The 25,568-nt window shown below is 61.9% G+C and carries 24 protein-coding genes; 11 read left to right on the plus strand and 13 right to left on the minus strand.

The window, feature by feature from the left end; translation table 11 throughout:
- The first annotated feature begins 142 nt into the window (after nt 1–142).
- Nucleotides 143–490, plus strand: a complete 348-nt coding sequence (locus tag P0M12_RS09975; protein WP_003943172.1) for a hypothetical protein — start codon at nt 143–145, stop codon at nt 488–490.
- A gap of 4 nt (nt 491–494) precedes the next feature.
- Here P0M12_RS09975 and P0M12_RS09980 read toward each other — a convergent pair whose 3' ends face one another.
- Nucleotides 495–1,727: a helix-turn-helix domain-containing protein gene (locus P0M12_RS09980; RefSeq protein WP_042451555.1), complete on the minus strand. Its 1,233-nt coding sequence runs from the start codon at nt 1,725–1,727 to the stop codon at nt 495–497.
- Between the two features lie 148 nt (nt 1,728–1,875).
- Between P0M12_RS09980 and P0M12_RS09985 the strand changes: the two genes are divergently transcribed.
- Complete coding sequence (locus tag P0M12_RS09985) at nt 1,876–2,703, plus strand: SDR family oxidoreductase (RefSeq protein WP_003942902.1); 828 nt, start codon at nt 1,876–1,878, stop codon at nt 2,701–2,703.
- Here the strand turns inward: P0M12_RS09985 and P0M12_RS09990 are convergent, their stop codons facing one another.
- The 5 genes from P0M12_RS09990 to P0M12_RS10010 all read right to left on the minus strand — a co-directional run bounded on the left by P0M12_RS09990 (nt 2,704) and on the right by P0M12_RS10010 (nt 8,764).
- Nucleotides 2,704–3,915 (minus strand): helix-turn-helix domain-containing protein, encoded by a 1,212-nt coding sequence (locus P0M12_RS09990; RefSeq protein ID WP_007730515.1) that lies wholly within the window; start codon nt 3,913–3,915, stop codon nt 2,704–2,706.
- Between the two features lie 37 nt (nt 3,916–3,952).
- Nucleotides 3,953–5,506 (minus strand): acetyl-CoA hydrolase/transferase family protein, encoded by a 1,554-nt coding sequence (locus P0M12_RS09995; protein ID WP_007730514.1) that lies wholly within the window; start codon nt 5,504–5,506, stop codon nt 3,953–3,955.
- An 82-nt stretch (nt 5,507–5,588) separates the two neighbouring features.
- Entirely contained in the window at nt 5,589–7,232 is a 1,644-nt protein-coding gene (locus tag P0M12_RS10000) for an AMP-binding protein (protein ID WP_210377816.1), read from the minus strand.
- 14 nt (nt 7,233–7,246) lie between these two features.
- Nucleotides 7,247–8,125, minus strand: a complete 879-nt coding sequence (locus P0M12_RS10005) for a crotonase/enoyl-CoA hydratase family protein (RefSeq protein WP_223304467.1) — start codon at nt 8,123–8,125, stop codon at nt 7,247–7,249.
- Nucleotides 8,126–8,170: 45 nt separating this feature from the next.
- Nucleotides 8,171–8,764 carry a TetR/AcrR family transcriptional regulator gene (locus P0M12_RS10010; RefSeq protein WP_007730510.1) on the minus strand — a complete coding sequence of 198 codons (594 nt, stop codon included), beginning with the start codon at nt 8,762–8,764 and terminating at the stop codon, nt 8,171–8,173.
- A 124-nt stretch (nt 8,765–8,888) separates the two neighbouring features.
- Between P0M12_RS10010 and P0M12_RS10015 the strand changes: the two genes are divergently transcribed.
- The gene (locus P0M12_RS10015; RefSeq protein ID WP_007730507.1) at nt 8,889–9,542 is read left to right on the plus strand and encodes a nucleoside/nucleotide kinase family protein; all 654 of its coding nucleotides are present in this window, start codon (nt 8,889–8,891) and stop codon (nt 9,540–9,542) included.
- 14 nt (nt 9,543–9,556) lie between these two features.
- On the opposite strand, the gene P0M12_RS10020 is transcribed toward P0M12_RS10015, so the two are convergent.
- The 5 genes from P0M12_RS10020 to P0M12_RS10040 form a co-directional block, all read right to left on the minus strand.
- Entirely contained in the window at nt 9,557–9,691 is a 135-nt protein-coding gene (locus P0M12_RS10020) for a hypothetical protein (protein ID WP_003942853.1), read from the minus strand.
- Nucleotides 9,692–9,918: 227 nt separating this feature from the next.
- Nucleotides 9,919–11,364 (minus strand): aminobutyraldehyde dehydrogenase, encoded by a 1,446-nt coding sequence (locus tag P0M12_RS10025; RefSeq protein WP_210377818.1) that lies wholly within the window; start codon nt 11,362–11,364, stop codon nt 9,919–9,921.
- Nucleotides 11,288–11,722, minus strand: a complete 435-nt coding sequence (locus P0M12_RS10030; protein WP_277377640.1) for a cupin domain-containing protein — start codon at nt 11,720–11,722, stop codon at nt 11,288–11,290. The genes P0M12_RS10025 and P0M12_RS10030 overlap by 77 nt, the downstream gene beginning before the upstream one ends.
- Before the next feature lies 1 nt (nt 11,723).
- A complete protein-coding gene (locus P0M12_RS10035) occupies nt 11,724–13,328 on the minus strand; it encodes a N,N-dimethylformamidase beta subunit family domain-containing protein (protein WP_210377820.1) in 1,605 nt (534 codons plus the stop codon).
- Nucleotides 13,325–14,779, minus strand: coding sequence for an APC family permease (locus tag P0M12_RS10040; protein ID WP_210377821.1), 1,455 nt, complete (start codon nt 14,777–14,779; stop codon nt 13,325–13,327). The genes P0M12_RS10035 and P0M12_RS10040 overlap by 4 nt, the downstream gene beginning before the upstream one ends.
- 248 nt (nt 14,780–15,027) lie before the next feature.
- Between P0M12_RS10040 and P0M12_RS10045 the strand changes: the two genes are divergently transcribed.
- The 3 genes from P0M12_RS10045 (at nt 15,028) to P0M12_RS10055 (ending at nt 17,733) form a co-directional block, all read left to right on the plus strand.
- Nucleotides 15,028–16,074 carry a LacI family DNA-binding transcriptional regulator gene (locus tag P0M12_RS10045; RefSeq protein ID WP_030536125.1) on the plus strand — a complete coding sequence of 349 codons (1,047 nt, stop codon included), beginning with the start codon at nt 15,028–15,030 and terminating at the stop codon, nt 16,072–16,074.
- A gap of 90 nt (nt 16,075–16,164) precedes the next feature.
- On the plus strand, nt 16,165–17,031 hold the full coding sequence (locus P0M12_RS10050) for an alpha/beta hydrolase fold domain-containing protein (protein ID WP_225320177.1): 867 nt from the start codon (nt 16,165–16,167) through the stop codon (nt 17,029–17,031).
- 336 nt (nt 17,032–17,367) lie between these two features.
- Entirely contained in the window at nt 17,368–17,733 is a 366-nt protein-coding gene (locus P0M12_RS10055) for a hypothetical protein (RefSeq protein WP_007730475.1), read from the plus strand.
- A 137-nt stretch (nt 17,734–17,870) separates the two neighbouring features.
- On the opposite strand, the gene P0M12_RS10060 is transcribed toward P0M12_RS10055, so the two are convergent.
- Both P0M12_RS10060 and P0M12_RS10065 read right to left on the minus strand, forming a co-directional pair.
- Complete coding sequence (locus P0M12_RS10060; RefSeq protein ID WP_003942898.1) at nt 17,871–19,205, minus strand: MFS transporter; 1,335 nt, start codon at nt 19,203–19,205, stop codon at nt 17,871–17,873.
- On the minus strand, nt 19,205–20,920 hold the full coding sequence (locus P0M12_RS10065; protein WP_030536127.1) for an amidohydrolase: 1,716 nt from the start codon (nt 20,918–20,920) through the stop codon (nt 19,205–19,207). Before P0M12_RS10065 ends, P0M12_RS10060 begins: the two co-directional genes overlap by 1 nt.
- Nucleotides 20,921–21,144: 224 nt before the next feature.
- Between P0M12_RS10065 and P0M12_RS10070 the strand changes: the two genes are divergently transcribed.
- From P0M12_RS10070 to P0M12_RS10090, 5 genes are all read left to right on the plus strand, one after another.
- Nucleotides 21,145–22,047 (plus strand): Lrp/AsnC family transcriptional regulator, encoded by a 903-nt coding sequence (locus P0M12_RS10070; RefSeq protein WP_007730473.1) that lies wholly within the window; start codon nt 21,145–21,147, stop codon nt 22,045–22,047.
- Nucleotides 22,048–22,125: 78 nt separating this feature from the next.
- On the plus strand, nt 22,126–22,782 hold the full coding sequence (locus P0M12_RS10075) for a FadR/GntR family transcriptional regulator (RefSeq protein ID WP_125052245.1): 657 nt from the start codon (nt 22,126–22,128) through the stop codon (nt 22,780–22,782).
- On the plus strand, nt 22,779–23,582 hold the full coding sequence (locus tag P0M12_RS10080) for a class I SAM-dependent methyltransferase (protein ID WP_058226852.1): 804 nt from the start codon (nt 22,779–22,781) through the stop codon (nt 23,580–23,582). Before P0M12_RS10075 ends, P0M12_RS10080 begins: the two co-directional genes overlap by 4 nt.
- A 125-nt stretch (nt 23,583–23,707) precedes the next feature.
- Complete coding sequence (locus tag P0M12_RS10085; RefSeq protein ID WP_030536130.1) at nt 23,708–24,190, plus strand: acyl-CoA thioesterase; 483 nt, start codon at nt 23,708–23,710, stop codon at nt 24,188–24,190.
- 45 nt (nt 24,191–24,235) lie between these two features.
- Nucleotides 24,236–25,516 carry an NAD(P)/FAD-dependent oxidoreductase gene (locus P0M12_RS10090; protein WP_030536131.1) on the plus strand — a complete coding sequence of 427 codons (1,281 nt, stop codon included), beginning with the start codon at nt 24,236–24,238 and terminating at the stop codon, nt 25,514–25,516.
- Nucleotides 25,517–25,568: the final 52 nt, after the last annotated feature.

Genomic DNA, 25,568 nt, shown 5'->3' on the forward strand with positions numbered 1-25,568 from the left:
TCTCCAGTGTTCCTTGCCGACTTCTATCCATCCCGGTCGAAATATCGACGACTTTCACATCTGAAGTTGCCGAAACCATGCAATCTGAGGGTGTTGCGTCCGAAACCGCCGCTGGACGGCATCTTGTTCTAGCCTGGCAAGCATGAGCACCTCGTTGTACTACTCCGCCGTCCGCACCACACCGCTGACCGACGACGAGAAGGCCGAAGTCGACCGACTCATCGCCGTCCACAACGACGAATTTCCGTTCGACTACGAGGTCCTGGACCTCTATCCGTCGGATATCCCCAACACTCTGCTCAACGGTTCGACAAAGATCTCGAGCGACCCGACCGAGGTAATCCCTTCGCTCGTCTACTGGTTCAACGCTCTGACCGAACTCCGGCGAGCGGTGCCCGACGCAGACTGGGACGTTTCACTCGACGACACCCCCGCCGATTGGGATGACAGCTCCGGCTATTCGCTCCCCGGGCTCGACGACATGCAGTAGCGAGTCACGGGTTCGCCAGGAGGGCGGCTCCGTAGCTCTCCAGCGCGATGAGCGCCAACTCTGTTGGCAGCCGACGCTGGTCCACGCTGCGGTCTAACAGCTTTTCGGCCTGATCGAGTCGATACCGCACGGTGTTCTTGTGCAGACCGAGCGCCACGGCGGTAGCGGCTGCAGTGCAATTGTTCTCGTAATAGACCCGAACGGTGTCACGGATACGCGTCGTGACACCGTCCGCGCCGGCGAGGCCTTTCAATTCCCGAGCCACCAACGCACGCAGTTCGTCCAGATCTTCGGTGAGCAGACAGGGAACCTGAACATCTTCGTAGACGGTGACCCCCGGCGAACCCGTGGAACGGACCGCGATGCGCTGCGCGGCGAGAGCCTCGCGGTGACTGCGCGCGAATCCTTCCATTCCGTAACCGCTGGCCCCCACCGCGACACGAAGATCCGAATTCCGAGCACGATCGAGCGCCGCCCACTCATGGTCGTCGAAATGCGCGACCCACGACCACACCTCGCGCGCCCCCGAAGGCAGCGTCAGCACGCGCTCGGCATTCGACTCGTCCACAAAGGAACGCGCATACGAGTCCAATCGGGCCAATACGTCGGCGGCCGGATCGGTGTCGTCCGTCCAGAGAACAAACGCAGTGTGGTGGCGCCGCATCGGGTAGTCGAGAATCTGCGACACCTCATCGGAGTGAAGTGCTTCGCCTGCGACAATCGCGTGCACCGTCTCGGACCGACGCGCAAAAGCGCCGCGCGCCAAGCTCTCACGCTCCTTCGCATACGTTGCCACCAACAATTCGGTGGTCACTTCCAGCCATCTCATCGCCGAACCCCACACTCGGACCAGAAGTGCGCGCTTGAGTTCCGGACCGATCGGGAGTGCTTCTATCGACTCGTCGACGAAGCCCAGCATCGCGAGGCGTCCGGCACCGTAGATCTTGAGCAGGACTCGAAGATCCATACCGCGCCTGGCAACGGTGAGTGCAAGCGCAACCGACTCCGGCGGCGGCGTGACCTCCTGGGAACCGCCCGCGATCGCGGCCACGATGACTCGAAGCTGCGCCGCAGTGCTCGCATCCACATCGCGTCGTAGCTCCCGATCACCCGCCACTTCAGGATTGGCCACCGCAATGGCGTCGTCGATGCGTTGAACGAAACCGTCGATCACCTCCGGCTGGAGATAGATGGGCGCGAGATTTGCAATCCAGCCGTCCAACTCCGATGTGTCCATGGCGCCTCCCCGACTTGTCACCCTGATTGTGACTTAGTCACAAATCTATCGTCCCACTTCGGCCAAGAAGCCCTAGCAACCCGGTTTCGACTGGTCCACAATCACATCTCACTGCAACCAACCCCTATCTTTGGAGACGCTGGAGTAAATGAACAAACCTTTCGACGGTCAGGTAGTGGTCATCACCGGCGGCGCCCGGGGCATCGGATACGCCACCGCGAAGCGGCTGATCAGCCTGGGTGCGACGGTCGCGATCGGCGACATCGACGAAGCCACTCTCGCGCGAGCAGCCAAGGATTTGGGCATCCGCACGTTCGGGCGCCTCGACGTCACCGACCCCGCCTCGTTCTTCGACTTCCTCGACACCGTCGAAGGTGAACTCGGCCCGATCGACGTGCTGGTCAACAATGCGGGCATCATGCCGGTCGGACGGATCGTCGACGAGGACGACTCCGTGACCAGACGCATCATCGAGATCGACGTCCTCGGCGTGATCACGGGAACCAAGCTCGCATTGCGACGGATGCTTCCGCGCGGACGTGGACACGTCATCAACATCGCTTCGCTTGCAGGCGAACTCCCGTGCCCCGGTTTGTCGACGTACTGCGGCGCCAAGCATGCGGTGTTGGGCTTCACCGATTCTGTCCGCAAGGAAGTTCGTGGCACCGGAGTTCACATCTCGTCCGTGCTGCCGACGCTCACCAACACCCAACTCACCTCGGGCACTTCGGGAATGAAGGGATTCCGAGAAGTTCAGCCGGAGGAAATCGCCGAAGCCGTCGTCGGTTTGATCACCAAACCGCGTCCACGCGTACGCATTACGCGGGTGTCCGGGCTGCTCGTGCAGGCACAGGGCTTCTTCCCCCGGCGGCCGTACGAGGCATTGAGCCGACTGTTCGGCGTCGAGACGCAGTTTCTCGGCGACGTCGACACCGCGGCACGTGCTGCCTACGAAGAACGCGCCCGCGCAAGCTGATCAGGTCAGCTCGGTGGCCGGCCAGTCGAGCAGCTTCGCACCCAGTACGGCAGCGTGGAGCGCGAAGCTGTCGTTGGGATCGTTGACGTTCTGACCGGTGAGTTCACGGATGCGGTCCAACCGGTACGTCACGGCGCGGACGGACAAATGCAGGTCTCGGGCGGTCTTAGCCGTATTGCCGCCGGCGGAAAAGTACGCGAGCAGCGTGTCGATCATCGGTCCAGCGCCACCACGCGCCTCGAGCAGCGGTGTGAGAAGGGTGTGGATCAGGTCGGTGACCGCCGGTCTGTCGTTGACCAGAACCCGGTAGACCAGCAGGTCACGAGCATCGATGATCGGTGCGGTCAACGACAGGCGCTGCGCCAGGTCCAGTGCGTCCAGCGCCTCCCGGTACGACGCCACCACGCCCGAAGCGGTGGTTCGAGGGCGCCCGACAGCGATCTGCCACGTGCCGTCCAAAGGACGCCGCTGCAACTGCACTCGCCCGTCGTCATCGGTCCCCGGCCCGAGAGCCGACCGAATCCCTGCCAGCACGTGGTCGACGGCATCGCGATCCGGCGCCGCGAAAACGACCACCAGTTTGCCGCTCTTGCTGGCGACCAACGCATCGGCGTCACCCTTGCTACCCAGAACGGCACGTTCGACGGCGCGCACCAAAGGGTTGTCGTCGGTGAACTCACGGGCGGCGGTCACTACCGCCACGGCATGCGGACCACTGAGGTGGAGACCGAATCCTGAAGCGCGATCCAACAATCCGACGACGTCAGCGCCGCCGGTCAACAAGTCGTCGACGAACTCGCGGCGTGCCGATACCTGCGAGCGGACCAGAGAACGCCTGGCCAACTGAAAACCTTCGGCCAGTTCGGCGACGGCATCGTCGACGGCACGCAGCATCACTTCGCCGGCCGCGACGACGGCGTTCGGATCCGATTGTGCCGCAATAACAGCAGGCAGTTCACGCCACAGACGCCAGGCCGAGGAGAGATACAGATCGAGCAGGGCTCGCAGGGCCACACCTTGCTGCGCTGCTTCTTCCCCGCGAGCGCGGAAGCGGTGCAGCTGACGACGCTGCAGCGGTTTCCCTTCACAGACAGCGTCGCTGAGCACGTCGAGGAAATCACCCAGCAGTTCGACGGGCAGGCCACCGGCGTCATCGGCCCCCGCCGCGGCAACCCGGCGTATGGCGTCGTCAGGTACCCCGGTTCGGCTCACCCTCGCATTCTCTCACTGCCGGCAGCATTGCCTGGCGTCACGAAAGGCGCATCGAACCCGTGTCGATGTACCGCTGATGGAACGAGAATGCCTCGCCCAGGATGTGCGGCGTCTGCCCCGCACCCGGTTGAGCGTCGGCGCGAGCGATGTAATCGTGGAGCAGTGGCCGGAATTCCGGGTGAGCACACTTGTCGACGATCAGGCGCGCGCGTCGCCGCGGCGACAGACCGCGCAGATCCGCCAACCCCTGCTCGGTCACCAACACCTGCGTGTCGTGCTCGGTGTGGTCGACGTGCGGAACCATCGGCACGATCGCCGAGATCTCACCGCCGCGGGCCGTCGACGGGCTCAGGAACATGGACACGTAGCCGTTGCGGGCGAAGTCCCCCGAGCCGCCGATTCCGTTCATGATCTTCGTCCCCATGACGTGCGTCGAGTTCACGTTGCCGTAGATGTCGGCCTCGAGCATGCCGTTCATGGCGATGATTCCGAGCCTGCGCACCACCTCCGGGTGGTTGCTGATCTCCTGCGGACGGAGCGTGATGTGGTGGCGGTAGAAGTCGATGTTCGCGGTCAGTTCTTCGATGCCCTCTTCGGTGAGCGCCAAAGCCGTCGACGACGCATGCGCGACGGTTCCGTCCTTGATCAGCTTCAGCATCCCGTCCTGGATGACCTCGGAGTAGCAGGTCAGGCCGCGATACGGCCCCCGATCGAGCCCTCCGAGCACCGCGTTGGCGACATTGCCGATGCCCGCCTGCAGCGGAAGCAACGTATCGGCCGGCATCCGTCCGGCGCGCACCTCGAAGTCGAAGAATTCCAGGACGTGGCCGGCGATCGCCTCACTGACGGCATCGGGTGCAGTGAGAGGGCTCGCGCTGTCACGGCAGTTGGTCTCGACAACGGCCACAACCTTCGTGGGATCCACTCGGAACGTGGTCTGGCCGATCCGGTCCTCGACACGAATGATCTCGAGCGGCTTGCGATGCGGCGGCAGCGCGGTGCCGTAATAGACGTCGTGAATACCTTCCATCGCCTCGGGCACCCACGAGTTGACTTCGAGGATGACCCTGTCGGCGACGTCCAGCCAGGTCTTGTTGTTGCCAATCGACGCGGAGGGAATCAGTTCCCCCGATTCGGTGATACCGGCGACCTCGACCACCGCGACGTCTACGTTGCCGTAGTAGCCCTCCCACACCTGCTGAGCCACGTGGGAGAGATGGATGTCCACGTAGTCCATACGACCGTCGTTGATCCGGCGACGTGCGGTGGCCTCGGACTGATACGGCATGCGCAGCGCGATTCCGTCGACCTCCGCGAGCAGCCTTTCGGTCTCGGTGGACACAGAAGCGCCGGTCAGGAGATTGATCGTGAAGTTCGATCCGTTGCCGCGGGTCCGGTGAATGCGCTCGGCCAGGGCCGGAATGACAACCTTTGGTGTACCGGCGCTTGCGAAACCGCTGATCGCGACGGTGTCGCCCGGGTTGATGAACTTCACGGCGTCGGACGCGGACATCACCTTCGACGCAAACGCTGTGGCGCGAATGCGGTTGGAGGTGGCGTTGTGTCCGGTCTCACCGAAGGTTGAACTCACGGCACCAGGATAAACAGGGCACGTCGAAGCGATTTACGGGGATAACCCAGACAGAATCGCTCCGACGTGCTATGAGCACCGATCAGTTGACGACGCCGTACACGCCTTCGCCGACCAGGCTCGCAATTCGATATTTCTGGATCTTGCCCGACCCTGTCAGTGGGAACGCCTCCGCGCTGAACCACTCCTTGGGCGCCTTGTGGCGCGCCAGTCGCTCGGTGCAGAACTCGACCAGTTCAGCGGCGGTCGGTTGGTCGGACTCGTCCTTCCAGCGGATGACGGCGACAACTCGCTCACCCCACACCTCGTCGGGCACACCCACGACCGCCACGTCGAGAATCTTCGGATGTGTGAAGATCACGGACTCGACCTCACGCGGATAGATGTTCTCACCGCCGCGGATGATCATGTCCTTGAGGCGGCCGGTAACCCGGACGTATCCACGTTCGTCCATCGTCCCCAAATCGCCGGTATGCAACCAACCGTCCTTGTCCACGGTGTCGGCCGAAGCCTCCGGATTACGGAAGTACTCGGTCATGACGAGGTACCCGCGCGCGCAGATCTCGCCTTGTTCGCCGAGCGGCACGCTGTCCCCGGTCACGACGTCGGAGATCTTCACCTCGACCTGCGGCAACGCGAGTCCGACCGTCTCCGACTTGTCTTCGTGGGTGTCGGCCGGGCTGGTCTGTGTGATGACGGGGCTGGCCTCGGTTTGTCCGTAGACGATGCTGAACCCCGCCCCGAAGGCCGACTCCACCGTGCTGACGAGTTCGGGCGGGACCGACGACCCGCCGGATACGACCACCGAACAGGCCGAGAAGTCGCGGCTCGCGAAGCTGGCGTCGTTGATCATCGCGATCAGCATCGTCGGCACTCCACTGATCACGTCAGCGTGAAAGCGTTCCGCCGCATCGAGAACCGCAGTCGGATCGAAGTACTGGATCAGGCCGATGGACATTCTTCGCTGCGCGGCGCCGAGAACCAGGATGCCGCACCCGGCGGTGTGGAACAGCGGCATGGCCGACACAACCGAACCCCGCTCAGGGAATCGGCCTCTCCGACTCACGAAATCGGCATTGTTGACCAATCCTCGGTGATGCAACAGAGCACCTTTGGGAACCCCGGTGGTTCCCGACGTGTACTGGATCTGCGCATTGTCGTCAGGCGAGACTTCGGGCAGAGCGCCCCGTTCGCCCGCCCAACCTCGAACCTGGCGATCCCACTCCTCGAAGTTGACTGCAAGAACTTCTTCTCCCGAAATCGAAATCGCCTCGGATGCAACCGCTGCCATATCGCCACCGCGAAACTTTCCGGTGTGGAAGAGCCCCCGAGACTGGGACTGCGACAAGACGTACGCCAGCTCCTCCGCACCCAACGCAGGATTGGCGGTCACCAGAACCATCCCGGCGAGCGCGGCGCCGTATTGCAGAATCATCCATTCCGGAACGTTCGGAGCCCAGACGGTGATCCTGTCTCCGCGATCGAACTGGGACAAGAGGTAGTGCGCACACCCCTCCGCTTCGTCCAGCAGTTGCGCGAAGGTCCACGTGCGATCGGTTTCAGCCGCCCCGGAAAGCGAATGCGATTGCGTCGGAACCACTTCTCTGATTGCAATCAGATTCGGCGAGTCCGCGGCGCACTCTCGCAGCAGCCCACCCACCGTTTGCTCCTCTATCGGGTCAGACACGTCAGCGGGGAAGTACGACGTTTCGAGAACACTGCTCATCTCACATCCACTTTCTATCGAGGAGGGGTGTCGGACGCGGGGAGCGGCCCGCCTCCGTCTGGAATCTTGCGTCCGGAATCGCGGTACTGAACCGCGGCATGGAATCCGTCGCGCTCGGCAAAATCCTTGAACCAGCGCCCCTCCGGGGAGTGACGCGTAATTCCGTCGAACAGGGTTGCCAGTACCTGGGTGCCTTGCAATCCCATGTTGTCGTACGCCTGGTTGATCATCATCTTCTGCATGGCCAACTGATTGAGCGGAACACCGGCGATGCGATCCGCCAACGCTTCCACCGCCGAGTCCAATTCGTCGGCCGGCACCGCTTCGAGCGCCAATCCCCAGTCAGCCGCAGTGACACCGTCAATGGTGTCTCCCGTCAACAGCATTCGCTTGGCACGCTGGGCGCCGAGCCGGTACACCCACATCGCCGTCGTCGGGCAACCCCACACACGCGCAGGCGGGTATCCGATGCGAGCGTCGTCGGCCATGATCAGCATGTCGCAGGACAGCGCGATGTCACTCCCACCGGCAATCGCATATCCCTGAACCTTGCAGATCGTCGGCTTGAGCGATCGCCAGAGCGTGAAGAAGTCGTCGGTGTTCTGCTTCATCCCGCGAAAGTCCTTGATGGGGTCCCAGACCGGGCCCTGGTTCCACTTTCCGTCAAGGTCGCCTTCGGCAAACTTCTTGAGGTCGTACCCGGCACAAAACGCCTTGCCCGCACCTTGCAAGACGATCACACGGACCTCGTCGTCGTCATTGGCTGCTGCCACCGCGTTTCGAATGTCCGACGGCATCCGGTCGTCGATCGCGTTGAGCCGATCGGGACGGTTGAGCGTGATATACGCTTTACCACCGGACGTCTCGTACTTCAGGGTCGCAAAATCCGTCATCATCGGTCCTGTCGACAGAGCGCGCCTCGCTCGGAACGAGTTGCGCTAGTTCTGGGTGAGGAGCAGGCGAACGACGCCTGCCCATTGACTGATCGAACGACGCGCAGACGCGTCGCTCTTCTGCACTGCCCGGGACAGCGCCAAACCACGGAGCATCAGCACCGTCAGATCTGCAATCTGCGAATAGTTCTCGGAAGCAACAATTTCGGGACCGAAAGCGTCGTGGACAACTCGCCGCAGATCCCGTCCGGCGATTCGCTCCGATTCCCGGAGCACCTCGGCCAACACCGGATCCGTCCGCGCTGCGGACCACAGTTCGAGTTCCGCTTGAAATGGCGGCTGAGTCAACGCCGAATACAGAGCGGAGATCGAGTTCTCGATCGTGTCTACCGACGAATCCTGCCGAGACATGGCAGCTCTTACCGCCACCTCGTTCCGTACGACGATGTTCGACACCAACGCCGCAGTGAGCTCCTGCATGTTCGGAAAGTGGTGCAGCAGAGCGCCCCGACTGACTCCGGCAGCGGTTTGCACCGACTGCGCCGTCAGAGATGAATAACCGTCCGCTATCAGTAAATCCGTTGCCGCATCGAGAATCCGGTGGCGCGTCGCTTCGCGCTGCGCATCGCGCAGGGTCACGGTCTCACCTCCAACTTCTCGAGTGGCATGGCTCACAGTTTCACAGTCCATTCAGACTGTCAATGGCCGAAAGCCTCCGGCGTACTCTCGATGCACCGGCCCTTCGGACTGATCGGAGCAACACGTGACGACCTCACCGCCGACCGTCTCGCTGACGCTCGACCAACTTGCTTCACGCGCTGCTTCCCTGATCACCGACGACGGTCGGAGAATCCTCGGCATCACGGGCGCACCGGGAGCCGGAAAGTCGACGGTGTCACAGGCAATTGTGCGGAAATTAGGTTCTCGTTGCTCCATCGTCGAGATGGACGGTTTTCATCTTGCCAATCGGGAACTCGACCGACTCGGCAGGCATGAACGCAAAGGCGCACCGGACACCTTCGACGTCGACGGCTACGCGGCTCTACTACGCCGACTCCGAGCCTCGAACTCGACGGTCTATGCCCCGGTCTTCGATCGCGAGTTCGACGAATCAATAGGCAGCACAACGGCTGTCGACCCATGTACACCGCTGATAGTCACCGAGGGGAACTATCTGCTCCTACCCAGTGGTGGATGGCAGGAAGTGCGAGCAGCACTCGACGAGGTCTGGTATCTCGACGTTCCGGAGGAAACTCGGACGAAGCGCTTGGTGAAACGCCACAGCCGCTTCGGAAAGAGTTCCGAAGCGGCTGCAGAGTGGGTGAAACGGGTAGATCAGCCGAACGCCGAGTTGATCAGCGCAGTCAGGCCACGCGCGGATCTGATCGTCAGAATCGAACGGTCCGAGCCTCACTGATGTCAGCTGAAAACCTAAGAACCGCCGCCGGTTCCGAGAAAAGTGGCCAGCCCGGCAACTCCGGCGATTCCGCCGAATATCGCCGCCAATGCACCGGCGACGGTGATAACGCTGTCGAGCGCTTTGAGATCGGTGTCGGATGAACCCATGGCAGTCTCCTGGAGTCAGAATTGAAAGTGGGGTTGAATGTGCGCCGAAGTGCGCAATGTTGCACACGTCACTTTACCGGCATTCGCGACCCGGATCAACGAAAACTGTCTCCACATACGTTGCACTGCAACATATTTAAACAGTAGCTCGCAGGTCCACCGAGACACGACGACGGCCATCTGCCCGCAGCGCGGGCAGATGGCCGTCGTTGGATACTGCCGAGGAGTCAGACGCTCGTCACATGCATGACGTGCTTGGCCCTCGTGTACTCCGCCAGTGCGAGCTCCGACAGATCCTTGCCGTAACCCGACCCGGCGAAGCCACCGTGAGGCATCTCAGCGGCGAGCATTCCGTGGGCTCCCACCCAGACGCAGCCGAAGTCCAGTTCGGCCGTCATCCTCATCGCGGTGCCGTGGTCGGACGTCCACACGCTCGACGCGAGAGCGTACTTGGTCCCGTTCGCAAGTTCGATCGCTTCAGCCTCGGTGGAGAACGACTGTACGGTGACAACCGGCCCGAATATCTCTTCCTGGACCAGCTCATCTTCCTGCTGCACCCCGGAAATAACAGTCGGCAGATAGAAAAACCCTGGTCCAGCCGGCTTTCCCCCGCCAATACATACGTTCGTATTTGATGAGCGTCTCTCTACCAACTCCGCCACTCGATCACGGTGAGCGCGGCTGACCAGGGGGCCGAGACAATCGCCCGATTCCGGTCCGCCCAACCTCAAGTCCGCGGCCGCAGCCGTCAACTTCTCGGTGAACTCCTCCGCAACCTCCTCTTGAACGAGAATCCTCGTCGCAGCGGTGCAATCTTGACCGCTGTTGTAAAAGGCTCCGGCAACAATCCCCGCGACTGCGCCGTCGAGGTCCGCGTCGGCGAAAACAACGGCGGGTGCCTTGCCTCCGAGTTCGAGATGCAACAGCTTGACGTCTTCCGATGCGGCCTTTGCGACCGAAATCCCCGCTCTCGTCGATCCCGTCAGCGCAATCATCCGAGGAACCGGATGAGCGACGAGCGCGGCTCCGGTATCGCGATCGCCGCACACTACGTTCAACACCCCGGGCGGATAGATCTGCGCTGCAAGCACTCCCAGCATCACCGCGGTTTCCGGCGTCTCCTCGGCCGGCTTGAGCACGAGGGCGTTTCCCGTCGCGAGTGCCGGCGCGATCTTCCAGATCGCCATCATCAACGGGTAGTTCCAAGGAGCGATCGCACCGATCACGCCAATGGGTTCACGTCTGACATAAGACGTAGCACCCTCCGTGTACTCCATTGCGGCAACGCCCGGCAGAGAGCGGGCAATACCCGCGAAGTACCGCAGAAAGTCAACACACTGCGGGATCTCGTCGTCTCGCACCTGCCTGAGAGGCTTGCCGGTACTGCGGCATTCGACCTCGAGGAAATATTTCGCGTTTGCTTCCAGCGCGTCCGCGAGGGCCAGCAGCAACTCCTGACGGCGCGCAGGGGTGGACCGGCGCCAGGACCGCGCAGCCTTCTCGGACGAACGGCAGGCTCGGTCGACGTCATCGGCGGAACCGACGGCAGCACGGGCGTATACATTGTCGGTCACCGGATCGACCAGCACGGAAAGTCTACCTGCCGGGCTCTCGCACGTTCCGTTGATCACGTGACCAAACGCTGCGACAGTCATCGAAGTTTCCACCGTCATGAGCGCGATCCGGGGAGCGCGACGAAGAACTTCTCGACGGCTCAACCGTCTCCCAGGTACCGCGAAACGACTGCGGCACGAAAAATGCTTCCCCAGCGGAGAATTCGCGACGGTTTCCATCGAGGTCGATCAGCGCCACCCGGCCGCTGATCATGATGCAGACCTCGTCGTACGGATACGGGTCGCACAAGAGCGTGCCGGGCTCGCCTTCCCAACCACCGCCGAAGTATTCCCCGTTCGGATTTCCGAATGACCTCCATTCGGATTCCGACCAGTTCGGGCTCGCGTCGTCACCCCACTCCGGGATGAACCGCGTCCCCTGCCCTGGCCCGAACATTCGAATGTCGTTGACACTCATGTCATTTTTCCTTCGTGTTGGAGCTGGAAATTCGTGCAGCAAACAGATTCAGTACGTTTGCAGTTATTCGTTCGGTGAACGGATCGTGATGGGTCAGCCCGTTCACCCATTCGGTGGAACCTGCGTTGAACACGGAGCCGAGACCTCGCTTGTGACAGGCGACCATTCCCGATCCGTATTCGAGATCACGAAGGTGATCTGGAGGCTCACTGCCATAGAAGCATTCGATGATTCCCTGCACTTCGGCGAAAGGCGCACCGATCGGAACTTTCCCGTTCCATTTGTCCCGCGAACCCGAAACTGCCGGCGCCATCGCGATGATCTCCAGATCCTCGGGAGCGCCGTCGACGCCCGTCGCATACGGCTGGCCCTTCCGGAACGTGAAATCCACGCCGTCCATCTCGAATCCGGCAACACAGATCGGGGCGATCCCGAAGTTGTCTCCGTAGTACAGGTCGGTTCCGTTCAACGCCCAATGATCCGGCCGGTATACCGTGAAACCGCCCGAAGACCTGGGAGTTGTTGCACCGTAACGATTGTAGACACCGGCCATGCCGGTCAATCCCATCGTCCACGCCCCCGGTCGGGCAACCTCGGGCGAATCCCACGCCGTCGTCACCCGGGTCGGGTCGACTTCTCGCATCGGATCGTCGAACGGATTCTTGTAACAGACTTGTGCGTCGTTTTCGAGGCGTACCTGCCACAGGAAGTTCCCGCCGAATCGCGCCAGACCACCACCCTCTTCGACGAAATCATCTATGCGGTCACGCATCTCCCAGGACCAGTACTCGTCGTGACCGACGACAACTGCGCATGAATATCCATGCAGCGCTGACGGATCGTTATGCAGATCGTGTTGTGTCACGTGGTGGACGCGGAACCCCTGCTCTTCCGCCCAGACCGTGAACGGCCTCTCGTAAGTGGCCCAGAAGGCGTCCGCATGGTGACGCGAGTAGCCGTTCACCCACGCCCATTCGTACGGCGGGTGACGGGGTATCCATCCGATTCCCGGTGTGTCGGTGTGGATGTTGCGTGCTGCGCCCTCGGGTTTGCGCAACATCCCCCGCGCGACGGGACGCTGCGTCGAGGAAATCGGTGTCGGCACATCGCCGGAGCCGTCCGGAACACCTCGGTAGTGGTTTGCCCCACCCCAGTCGTTGTAGGCCAACATCGTGCTGGTGGTGTGAATGAGTACGAAGTCGGCATGCTCGGGTTCGCGCGCCTTGACGACGAAGAAGCCCTCCCGCTCAATAGTCACCCCTTCGTGGAGCATCCGGACCAGAACCAAGTACATGCCGGACGTCCACTTCGGATCTATCTCGACGGCAAGGGATTCCGACCAGTCGCAGCCCACTGCGTACGCGTCGGCAGGCGTCTGCTGCTGCTTGCCCGGCAGACCGACGTATTGCGCGACCTGTTGCGGCCGGGCGCCGTCTCGAACAATTTCGAGGTCGTATTCTTCTGCGGTGGTATGCACTCGGATCGAGACGGTGTCACCACCGAAGTACGAGAACCTGTCCGCATAGACCCATATCTCGGGAGCGCCCGGAACAATTCCGGGACGTTCGACCAACCCTCCGGGGACCGACCATGCGTATTCGCTCATGCCGACAACTCCTCGACCGAGTGTTCACGTACGCGCATCCCGCGTCCCACGCCGAATGCGAAAGCCAACAGCAATGGCACTGCCAACAAGAAGTTTTGCGCGGTGGTCAACCCGGTCAGGTCACTCATGTTCATCAAGAGGTATCCGAGCGCGACGATCAACGCCACTGCAGCGAGCGAGGGTGCAATCAACCTCTGCCACAGACCTTCACCGCGAGAATCCTGCGAGAAGAACCTGAGCACGGCGACGGAAGTGAGAACCTGCAACACCAGCACACCGATGATCGTTGGTGTATTCGTCCACACGACTACTTGGGTGTACGGGTCTGCGGGCGTCAGCGCAAAGCCGGCGATTGCCGCGAATACCAGTGCGCCTTGTGTGATTCCGGCGACGCTCGGCGTTCCAGTGGTCGGCGAAACCCGTGCAAGCGCGGCAGGAAAGACTTTCGCGCGCCCCATGGTGAGCAGATAGCGACTGCAAGCATTGTGGAGGGCAAGGCAACCCGCGAAGAAGCTCGTGACGATCAACAGATGCATCACGTCGGTCATCATGGAGCCGGCAAATTCATTGTTGAGATCGAAGATCAGCTCGGACGGGTCACCGCCGAGTAGGTCGCCCATCCGACTCGGGCCGACGGCCTGCACGATCACCCAAGCACAGAATGCGTAGACCACGGCCAGAACAGTGACTGCTGTGTAGGTCGCACGCGACACTGTGCGTTTGGAATCGACAACTTCCTCGCTGTAGATCGCCGTCTGCTCGAAACCGACGAAGGAGGTGAAGGTCAACACGAAGACGCTCGCCAGTCCGGATGTCATGAAGGTCGACGGCGAAAAACTGTCGAGCGACAGTCCTTCGTGGCCGCCTTTCAACAGAACCGCCACACAGAAGACTGCGAGGACGCCGAGCTCGAGCGCCATCAAAACGGCCAGCACCTTCGCGCCGATATCGACCCTGCGATATCCCACCACCACGACCAGAACGGCGACCGCCAATGCGCAGGTGTAGACGGAAACGGTTACTCCCAGGAACAACTCGATCGTCGACGAGAGAAAGATGCCGCAAGCGACGACGAATCCGATCTGGCCACCGAGATAGCCGATGTAAGCCAGCACAGAGGCGCCTGCGCCGACTGTTTTTCCGAGCCCTTCGGTGATGTAGGCGTAGAACGCGCCCGCGCCGCGGATATGCCTGCTCATCGCCGTGAAGCCGACGGCGAACAGTAGATAGACGATCCCGGGAACGACGTACCCCACCGGAAGCGCAGCGCCGGAAACCATCAGGCCCAGTGGCGCGAATCCCACCAGGATCGTCAGTGGCGCCGCTGCGGCGATGACGAAGAAGACCAGATGACGGCTGTTGATAGTTCCGGCGCGCAGGCCCGAGGATGACGTGGGAGAACCGGATTCAGAATGCGTTCCTGCACCGGGAGGGTCGGTTTTTTCGGTCATGGGGAGGCTCCGCGAGTTAAGGCAAGTATGCGCCTGCCTGGTCAGGTTTCCCGAGGTTCGCCCGAATTTCTCTCGACGTTCGCCCGGTGTTCCTAAGAGAGTGCCGAATCGTTTCATCAGTGTCAATACCTGCGCTGAAACGATTCGACGTTTTGTTCTGAGGTGCCCCTCACCGGTGCACGCAACATGCCGAAACGATTGATCGATAGGCTGGAGACAAACCGACCAACGAGTAGAAACGATCCGCAGTGGCTACCCCTGTTTCGCCGACGCTTCGTGATGTCGCCAACGCCGCCGGCGTCGCGGTGTCCACGGTCTCCTATGCACTCAACGGCAAGGGCCGGGTCGACGCGGCCACTCGCGCTCGGGTTCGAGAGGTTGCCGACCGCCTTGGATACCGTGCCAATCGGTCGGCCCAGAATCTCAGGTCAGGCCGGACTGCCACCCTCGGACTGATGCTCCCCGCTCCCGACCAACTGTCATCGGCCGAGTACCTCAATTTCGACTGGTACGGGCGCGTGGCGACCGCCGCGACCCAGGCTGCATTCCACGCCGATCACTCACTCCTCCTACTGCCGTCGATGAAAGATCCGAACGGACTGCGGCGCATCGAGATGGACGGCGTACTGGTCGTCGACCCGATGGTCGACGACCCGCGCGTCGAAGTTCTGCAGAAGATCGGAATCCCCTCTGTCGCAGTGGGTCCTGGACAATCCGGGCAGTTCGGATACTCCACCTCACCGGACCTCGTCTCCACCACGGAGACTCTTCTGAACCACCTCGCCGAACGTGGCGCAAGGGACATTTTCGTCCTCACTCCCGGAATGCATTCGGAGTGGACCCGCGCAACGACTTTCGCTTACTTCGAGTGGTGCCGCGCCCGAGGCGTGGCACCACGCACCAGCGAGGAATTGACGTCGTTTCCGGGCGCCAGCACCGTCGGAGGCCTCATCGGGGCCGCGTATGCGGCCACCCGCGAGGCCCTCGACTCCTCGACTCCGCCGGACGCGATCCTGTCGTTGATTCTCGGTTGCGCCCCGGCAGCGGCGCGAGCGGCCCTCGATCTCGGGCTGTCGATTCCGGGTGACGTCTTGATTGCACAGGACAGCGACGAACCTGCCCTGCTGGTTTCCCAGCCCCCGATCACTGCCTTCGACTTCTTCCCCCAAGAACAGGCGGCAGCGGCCGTAGATGCACTGTTGGCTCTGGTCAACGGTGACGAACCCCCAGTTCAGAGCTATACGCGTAGCGAACTCCGCGTGCGAGCGAGCACGGCCCATTCGCTCACACCATAAATTCACCTGGCACCGATAGACTGATTTCCGAATTATCGTCCGTCGCCTGCCGAGAGGAATCAGGTCATCGCGCACCGCTCCCGCGACCGCTTGGCCGGGTATCTCGCCGTAGTGCTGGTCTGTGCACTCGCCCTCCTCGCATCTGTCAGCAGTGCGACCGGCCTCGACCGCGACGTCGCTCCGGTCCGCATCGCCTACGCCGCGGCCGCAGACACTTTCGGCGATCTGTATCTTCCAGAAGGATCGGACGGTGACCTGCCGGTCGTCGTACTCATTCACGGCGGTGGATGGGCCCAGAAGAGCAATCTCGAATACGCGGGCGCGTGGGCAAAAACCCTGACCCCGTACGGAATTGCGGTCTGGAACATCGAATACAGACGCGTCGGCGGTCAGGGTGGTTGGCCGACCACGCTCTCCGATACCGTTACGGCCACCAACGCCCTGGCCGGCATCGTTCAGGAAAAGGCCTCCGGGCGACTGGATTTGAGCCGTATACACATCGCCGGCTACTCCGCGGGTGGACAACTTGCCGCCTGGGTCGCATCGCGATCCCAACAGGGTGCAGACGCCCCGGAACCAAACCTCTCGGTGCCGGTTCGCTCGACGACGATCATGGCCGGCGTCTTCGACATGACGCTCGCCGCAACCGCGGGCAAAGATCGATTTGTTCGAAATCTTCTGGGCGGCATGCCTACCGATCATCCCGATCGCTACCGCATCGCATCACCGATCGAGCACCTCCCCACCGGCCTCCCCGTCACGGTGATCCACGGACTCGGAGACAAGGTCGTGTCGGTCGAACAGAGTCGGCGCTATGCCCGTGCCGCCCGAGCAGCAGGCGACGTGGTCGATCTGATCGAACTTCCCGGCGTCGGCCACGGCGAGTTCGGCAACCCGACGACCGACGCCTGGGCTACCACCAAGCAAGCAATAATCGGCCACATAAATGCCTCTTGAGCAGGTAATACGGGCCACAGTGCTCTCAGCCGCTCGAAATAGAATTAGCTGAAACTCCAACGATGACGTACGGTGGGGTTATCAGAGGGCAGCCGTCAGTCAGGCAGCCGGTCGCTTCGCCCGGAACAACAGTTCCAGTATTCGTTCCAGGGGCAGACTTCCAGTTCGGTGCAAATCCGCGCCTTTGATCACTACGCACTTTCATCAGTCCCGCAGATTGTTGACCAGGCCGAAGGCTCCGACGGAGTCCGCCGCCAATCGCGTACCGACTGCACCAGTATCAACATGCGCTACACACCGCACGGGCCCAAAGACCCTGCGGTTCAAAGGAATACCTTGATCAACACCATGATTCACCCCGACGACACGAACAACCAGACGAACAGCAACTCGACGAACGGTCTACGGATCCCGACTACTTCGGGCCGGATCCGCGAGCGCGGTATCGAAATCGTCTGCACCCTCTACCGTTGCAGCACCGACGAAGCCGCCGAGCTCTTGCTCCGACATTCTCAGACCAACAACCTCAAGGTCACCAGCCTGATCAAAGCGCTTGTCGCCCTGATCGACGAAGACACGTCCGGCACTGGTTACGGAAGCAGTAACACGCTGGCGTCTCACTTCTGGCTGCGTGAGATCAGAAATCTCAGCCAGGCCCACCGACGCAGCGATCATTTTCATCGCCATCTCGTCGGCGCGTAACCGGCGCTGAACGACAACTGACCTGAAACGACAGCTGGGGCAGTACACGGAAATCGTGTACTGCCCCGGCTGTCGTGTTTTCAGTTGTCAGGCGGAAGCCGACTCTCGGCAGTCAGGCGGAAGCCGACTCTCGGCAATCAGGCGGAAGCCGATTCCTTGTTCAGGCCCTGCGGAGCACCGTCGGTATCTGTCGCCTCGTCCACATGCTGCGGAGCGAAGAGCAGGCAGACGATGCTCAGGACGCACATGCCGATCAGCAGTGCGATGACCGGCCAGATGCTGCCGGTTGCCTTGTACATCAGCGTCGACACCAGCGGAGACAACCCACCGAAGATCGCGCCCGCACCCTGGTACGCCAACGAAATGCTCGTGTAGCGGGCCTGCGGCTTGAACATCTGTGACAGGACGGCGGCGATCGGGCCGTACGTGGCCGCCAGCACCAGTCGCATGACAGCGAAGGTCAGGAAGATCAGGAACACGGATCCGGACTTCAGCACCAGGAACTGCGGCGCTGCGAGAATCGCGACTGCCGCAAGGCCCCAGATGACCACGCGGACGCGTCCCACCTTGTCGCCGAGCCACGCCACGCCGAGAGTCGCGATCAACTCGACCACTGCAGCGACACTGAGCGCGTTGAGAATCAACGTCTCCGACAATCCGACGTCGGGGTCGGTTGCGTATGCCGTGATGAAGGTCGTCACGAGGTAGTAGCCGCCGACTGCGACGGGCAGAATGCCGATGCCCAGGATGATCGGGCGCCAGTTGGTCACCAGCGCGTACTTGAGCGGGAGCATTTCCGGTACGTCCGCGGACTTCACCTCGGATTCGAAAACCGGGGACTCTTCGACCTTCAGGCGAACGACCAAGCCGACGAGAATCAGCAGCGCCGAGCAGAGGAACGGCAGTCGCCAAGCCCACTCGCGCAGAGCGTCGTCGCCGAAGGTGGAGAGAATGCTGAAGAAACCTGTGGCCAGGAGCGCGCCGGCCGGGTTGCCCAGCTGAGCGAAACCGCCGTAGAAGGTCTTCTTGTCCTCGGGTGCATGCTCGACGGCCATCAGGACCGCGCCGCCCCATTCGCCGCCGACGGCAAAGCCCTGGACGAAGCGGAGCAGTACCAGCAGTAACGGCGCCCAGAACCCGATCGACGCGTAAGTGGGCAACATGCCGATGAGGAACGTGCCTGCACCCATCAGCGTCAAAGTCACCACCAATGCGGTGCGTCGGCCCATCTTGTCACCGACATGGCCGAACACGATTCCGCCGAGCGGGCGAGCGAAGAAACCGACGGCGTATGTCGCGAACGCCGCCGCAACGCCGGTCAGGCGGTCGGTTCCGGGTGGGAAGAAGATGTCACCGAACACCAGGGCGGCTGCCGTGGCATACACGTAGAAGTCGTACCACTCGATAGTTGTACCGACGAAGGCTGCAAATCCCGCCTTGCGGGCCTTCACGATCTGTTGCTCTCGGTTCATTACTTTTCCTCGGTGGTCGAAGTGCTCGACAATAGGTGGTTATGACCTGAATGTGCGAGTTCGCCGTCGATCCAGGTCTCTCGGACCTCGATCTGCGCAATCGCGTCGGCCGGAACCTCGAGGGGATCCGCGCCCAGAATGACGAAGTCGGCCCGCTTGCCGACCGAGATGCTGCCCAGCTCTGCTTCGCGGCCCAGCGCACGCGCACCGTTGAGGGTATGAGCCTGCAATGCCTGGTCGGCGGTGATGCGGAGTGCATCGGAGCCGAGCTGATGACCCTGACGCGTCACACGAGTAACGGCTGCCTGAATTGCTTCGAGCGGCTTCGGCTCTGCGACGGGGGCGTCGGAGCTGATGGTCACGGGAACTTCGGCAGCGATGAACTCGCCGAGCGGGTTGAACCGCTCGCCCGGAGTGCCGATCGCAGCGGTGACGCCCTCGCCCCAGTTGTAGTAGTGCTGTGGCTGGTTCACCGGGTAGACACCGGCCAGGTTCATCCTTGCGATCTGCTCGGCCGTCGGGAGTCCGCAATGCTCGATGCGGTGACGAGCGTCGGCGTCGGGGTGAGCCTTCTGCGCAGCTTCGATGGCATCGAGCACCATGTCGATGGCGGTCGGTGACTGAGCGTGCGTGGCGGTCTGCAGACCCACCGAATGTGCCTTGGCAATCAGCTCCGAGTAGTCCGCCGGCTCGTGGTAGAGCTGCCCGGTGCGGCACGGGTCGCCCACGTAGCCGTCGGGGAAGTATGCGGTCCAGCCTCCGAGTGTGCCGTCGGCGTAGAACTTGATGCCGCCGAACGCGAGCCGCGAATTGCCGAAGGCGCCGTGCATTCCCGTGTCGATGACGTGATCGAGGAGGTGGCTGAGCATGTACATGCTGACGCGGGTCTTGAGCTGATCCTGCTCGGCCAGACGCAGGTACATGTCGAATTCACGCCGGGTCACCTGGCAGTCACCGATGGTGGTGACGCCACCGGCCAGGAACTTGTCCTGAGCGACCGACAGCTGGCGAAGGTGCTCTTCCGGCTCGTCCTCGAGATGGAAGTTGGGGCCGTGATGGCCGACCTTCACTCCGTTGACGCCGGTGAGAATGTTGCACGCGGCGTCGGAGAGCTCACCGGTGAGTTCGCCGTCTTCATCTCGGAAGAACTCGCCACCGGCCGGATTCTCGGTGCTCGCGTCGATACCGTGCTTGTCGAAAGTGAAGGAGTTGACGACGCCGCCGTGACCGCTCGCGTTCATGAGGTAGACCTCGCGATCGGTGGCCACCTGATCGAGCTCTTCCTTGAGCGGGTGACGCCCTTCGATCAGGTTGCGGTGCTCGTAGCCGTATCCGCGAATCGGGACACCCGCAGGTGCTGTGAGCGCCGCTTCCTGAAGTAGCGCAATGATTCCGGGGATGGAATGTGCCTTCTCCGGCCCACAGTCCACCCAGCTGAGCATCTGCCCGTACATCAACGGGTGTGCATGTGGATCGACGAAGCCGGGGACGACGGTGGCGCCGTCGAGTTCGACCACCGCGGTTGTGCGAGTGCTCAGCCGACGCGCCTCCGTGCGGCATTCCTCGAGCGTTCCCACCGCTGCAAAGCGGTTTCCGAACACCAGGAACGCTTCGGCTCCCACCGTGCTGTCGTCAACGGTGTGGATCTTGGCGCCGGTGAAGATCGTGCCGGTGGCGTCGAGAGGCGAGGCTTCGTGCGTGTGCAACTTGCGCATGGTGGTCCTTCGTCGAGATGGTGGTGCAGGTCACTGCGTGTTGAGCGAAAACTACGCCCTGACCTGGAGCTATGCAATGCATCAAAGTTTCAGACCAGGCGGTATACAACTTTTTTGTATGAGTTTTCGAGCATTTCTGCACTTATCCACATCATTCATGGCCACATGCGACTGTTCTAATAGGAAGCTCATACAGAAAAATCTCTGGAAAAGTTGGGGCAACCATGACGGTCGATCTCGATTCCAAGCTCATTGCCGCACTTCAGCGCAACGGGCGAGCGACGTACCGCGAACTGTCCGTGGCGGTCGACGCCCCACGAGCGGCGGTGTCCACCAGAGTGCAGGCGCTACTCGACTCGGGAACGGTGTCCGTAGTGGCCGTCGCGCACCCCGAACTTCTCGGGCTGAAGGCGCTTGCACACGTCTCGATCGCAGTGTCCGGACCGATGACCCCGGTGCTGGACGCGTTGATCGCATCCGAGGCCGCCGTCTACATCTCGGCAGTCAGCGGGCAGTACAACGTGATTGCGGAACTTCGGGTGCCCAGTCACGACGATCTGTACCGTGCCATCGCCGAACTCCGCTCACAACGTGGCGTTCGATCCGTGAGCACGCTGGTCTACGTCGACGTCATCAAGGGAATCTTCATGCCCGAGACCGCTTTACAAGCCGATATCCGACTCGACTCGACAGATGTCGCGTTGATCGAACTGCTCGAGCGCAACGGGCGAATGCCCTTTCTCGAGCTGGCCGAACACACCGGACTGTCGCCGAGCGCCGTGCGCAACCGGGTCAATCATCTGATCGCGAGCACGGCACTGCGCGTCGGCGCTGTCGTCAAGCGGCGAGGTGGTGGCCGAACGCTGGCAATGGGCATCGGCGTCAATCTGGGCTCACGGGACGACAACGCGGTATCGGAGATCGAGTCGCTGCCCGGAATCGAATTCCTCGCCCGGACCCTCGGACGATACGACGTGATCGCGACGGTTGCCGCCAACTCCTCGAGCGACCTGCATGCGCTGTCCGAACGAATCCGCGGGATCGACGGTGTCAGCGGCTTGGAATCTTGGGCACATCTCGAGGTATTCAAGGAGCACTACGCCCGCAGCCTGGACGTACGCGGGTAATTTCCGAGTCATTGACCCACTTGGTCGGGCACGCTAACCTCGATCAAGTCATTGACCCACTTATCCGAGGTGACATACATGGCCGATTCCGGACGCAAGGTAGACATCGTCGCCGCGGCGATCGAGGAGGCGATCTCGACCGGTCGATGGCCCGTCGGATCAAAACTCCCGCCGGAGACCGCATTGGTCGAAGAATTGGGAGTCGCCCGAAACACCATGCGCGAAGCGGTACGGGCGCTTGCCCACGCCGGAGTTCTGTCCGTTCGTCACGGTGGCGGCGTGTACGTCATGGCGGCGTCGCCGGTCGAAGGACTACTCGGGCGCAGGCTCGCCAGAGGTGACGTTCTCGACGTACTGAGCCTGCGACGCGGACTCGAGGTCGAAGCCGCGCGACTTGCAGCGCAGCGCCACACCCCCGAAGATCTCGCGCGGATACATGCAGCCTGGAATGCCCACCCCGGTCACGTCGGCGGCTTCACTGTCGAAGCCGGCATGGCCTTGCACCTTTCGATCGTCGAGGCGTCCCACAATTCCGCACTGATCGACGTCTACCGGGGAGTCCTTGCCGCCGTGACGGATTCGCTGTCCGCCGTCAGTGTCGGTCCAGGTTTCCACGTCGACGAGCACCGACCCTTGATCGCTGCCATCGAGGAACGCAACCCCGGCGAAGCAGCGCGTGCGGCAGGCGCAGCGCTCGATACGGTCATCGACGCAGTCGAAAGGAGCTTGTCGTGAATCGGGGAAACTGGAACGGTGCGGCATATTCCCCTCTTGCCGAACAACTCTCACCTGCATCGACAGAGGCACTGCGCTCGATCGGGCACGTGAGCACGGCGTACGACGTCTGCGCCGGAACGGGGAACTTTACGCTCCCGGCGGCCCAGTCCGGGATCGCGGTCCACGCACTCGACCTCTCCGCCAGCCAGCTGGTGGTCGCGCGCGAACGCTGGATTCCTCGCCCCGGAACTACCGAACCCACTTTCACGATCGGCGATGCACAGTCTCTGCCGTGGTCGGATTCGAGCGCCGACGCCTGTGTCAGCATCTTCGGGATCATCTTCTGTCCCAACCCTGCGATCGCCCTCGCAGAGATGATGCGGGTGACCCGCCCGGGTGGAAGCATTTGTGTCGCAACATGGTCGGAGAACGGGTGGGCAGCAGCACTCCGAAGGGAGGCCGCCTCTGCGTGGAATGGCATCACACCACTACCGACGACATGGTCGAGCCCGAGCGAATTCGAGAAGGCAGCAGCTGGATTGGAGTCGGTGAGCTCGGCCTCGCACCTGCTCGAGTGGCAACTACCAGCCGGTTCGGATCCCGCCGAGGAACTGTGCGACCAGGCGCCGGCGTTGAAGAACTTTCGCGAGGCGGTTCGAGGCGCAGGGAATTGGGCTTCGATGTCAGCGCACCTCCGCTCGACGCTCGCACCCTATCTCAGGTCGAGCGCGGCCGGCCCCGTCGCCACCAGCGAATACGTCCTCCACACGGGCACTGTCCCGAACTCTGACACCGCGCTCTTCCGAACGCGCGGGTAACCCTCTTTGCCGGATACGGTCTCTTCACCGTCCACCGAACCGAAGAGGCCCGCTTGATGTCTGAATCGAACTCCCTACCTGAATTGAAGCAAGCATCGCAGCAAGCATCGAAACAAACCTTGTCCATGTCCGTCCTCATGACGCCGGACATGTCAAACTTCTCGGGCAACGTGCACGGCGGAACGATTCTGAAGTTTCTCGACCAGGTTGCCTATGCGTGCGCGAGTCGATATGCCCAGACCTACGTCGTGACTCTGTCGGTGGATCGTGTGGTGTTCCGCGAACCGGTGCATGTCGGCGAACTCGTCACGTTCAGCGCTTCCGTCAATTACACCGGGCGCACCTCGATGGAAATCGGAATTCGAGTCGAAACCGAAGACATTCTTCTCGGAAAATCTCGACACACCAATAGTTGCTATTTCACGATGGTGGCGATGGGAAGCGACGGGAAACCGGCTGAGGTACCCCAACTCCGGCCGACCGGAACAATCGCGAGGCAGCGATTCGAGGCCGGGCGTCGGCGTCGTGAACTGCGCAGAGAGAACGAGCTTCGTGAACAGTCCATCCGGGCCGCAGTTCGGGACTTAACGCCCGAACACGATGACTGAATCCAGTCATATTTAAGTTATAACCTTATGCATTAAGCTGATCGAGTGACTTCGAAGGCACGGGAAAAGTATGACGTTGTGATTGTCGGCGCGAGCATCGCGGGATGCGCGGCCGCCATCATGTACGCCCAGCAAGGTCTGCGGATAGCGCTTCTCGACGCTCGCTCCGACATCCGGGCGCACAAAGTCCTGTGCACTCACCACCTGCAACCGTGCGGTGCCCCGATCTTGCAACGACTCGGCGCCACGGAAAAACTGCTCGCCCTGGGAATGGTGGAAACCGTTCCGACATTCTGGACCCCGTGGGGAATGATCACCCCTGATGCCGCAGAGAACTCACCGCCACCTGGGTTCAACGTCCGAAGGGAAACTCTCGACCCCCTACTGCGCCAACTCGCGAACGACTACCCGAACGTCGACCTTCTTCTCGGGCATCGCGTTTCCGGACTACTGACCGAGAACGGCACTACTGCAGGCGTCTACGGCACCGAACAGGGTTCGGTCTTCACTGTCGAAGCACGATTGACCGTCGGAGCGGACGGCAAGGATTCGACCGTCGCACGATCCGCTCGTTGTGACTCCGTGACTGCATCCAACGGGCGTTTCAGCTATTTCGCCCAACTCTCCGGACTTGAACGACCCGGCGGAGAAACGTCATTGTCGTGGTTCATGGATCCCGACGTCGCCTATCTGCTCCCCAACGACGGCGGAATCAGCGTGCTGGTGGTCTTCCCTGCCCTCGACAAGCTCGGCTCGTTCGCTGACGACCTGTCTACTGCTTTCCTCGAGTACGCCAACGCATTACCCGGCGCTCCGCTTGTTCGGCGAGAGCACATCGTCGGAAAGATCGTTGGTACCAAACACTTCTCCACAACCCTCACCGAACCCGTAGGTAACGGGTTCGCACTCATCGGCGACGCTGCGGCAACCAACGACCCGTTGTGGGGTATCGGATGCTCGTGGGCACTCGAGACCGCTCAGATGCTGGTCGATGCGACCGCGCACATGCTGACGGAGACGCCGGCAGACACACTCGACTCACATCGGAACGTGAACGCTGCATTGACCGAATACCGTAGCGCCAGAGCGAGTATGACGAATCACATCGACTACATGAGTGGTTACGCCGGTGGGCGAAAGTTCACCGCGATCGAACGTCTGCTCATCTCCGCGGCCACCCACGACCACGACGAAGCCCGAAGGTTCTACTTGTTCGGTTCCCGGTTGATACCGGCCGAACAGTATCTCTCGACTCGCTCGGTCGCGCGGGCAGCACAAAAACATCTCAGGCACCGTCTGCGTCGTAGATCTGTGGCCGGGACGTAATCTGACAAGCGTTTTTTCGGCGCCGGCAACGGGGAACCCTCCGATCGCAACC

The sequence above is a fragment of the Rhodococcus sp. RCBS9 genome (genome assembly GCF_029457415.1).
GTDB lineage: Bacteria > Actinomycetota > Actinomycetes > Mycobacteriales > Mycobacteriaceae > Rhodococcus_F > Rhodococcus_F qingshengii.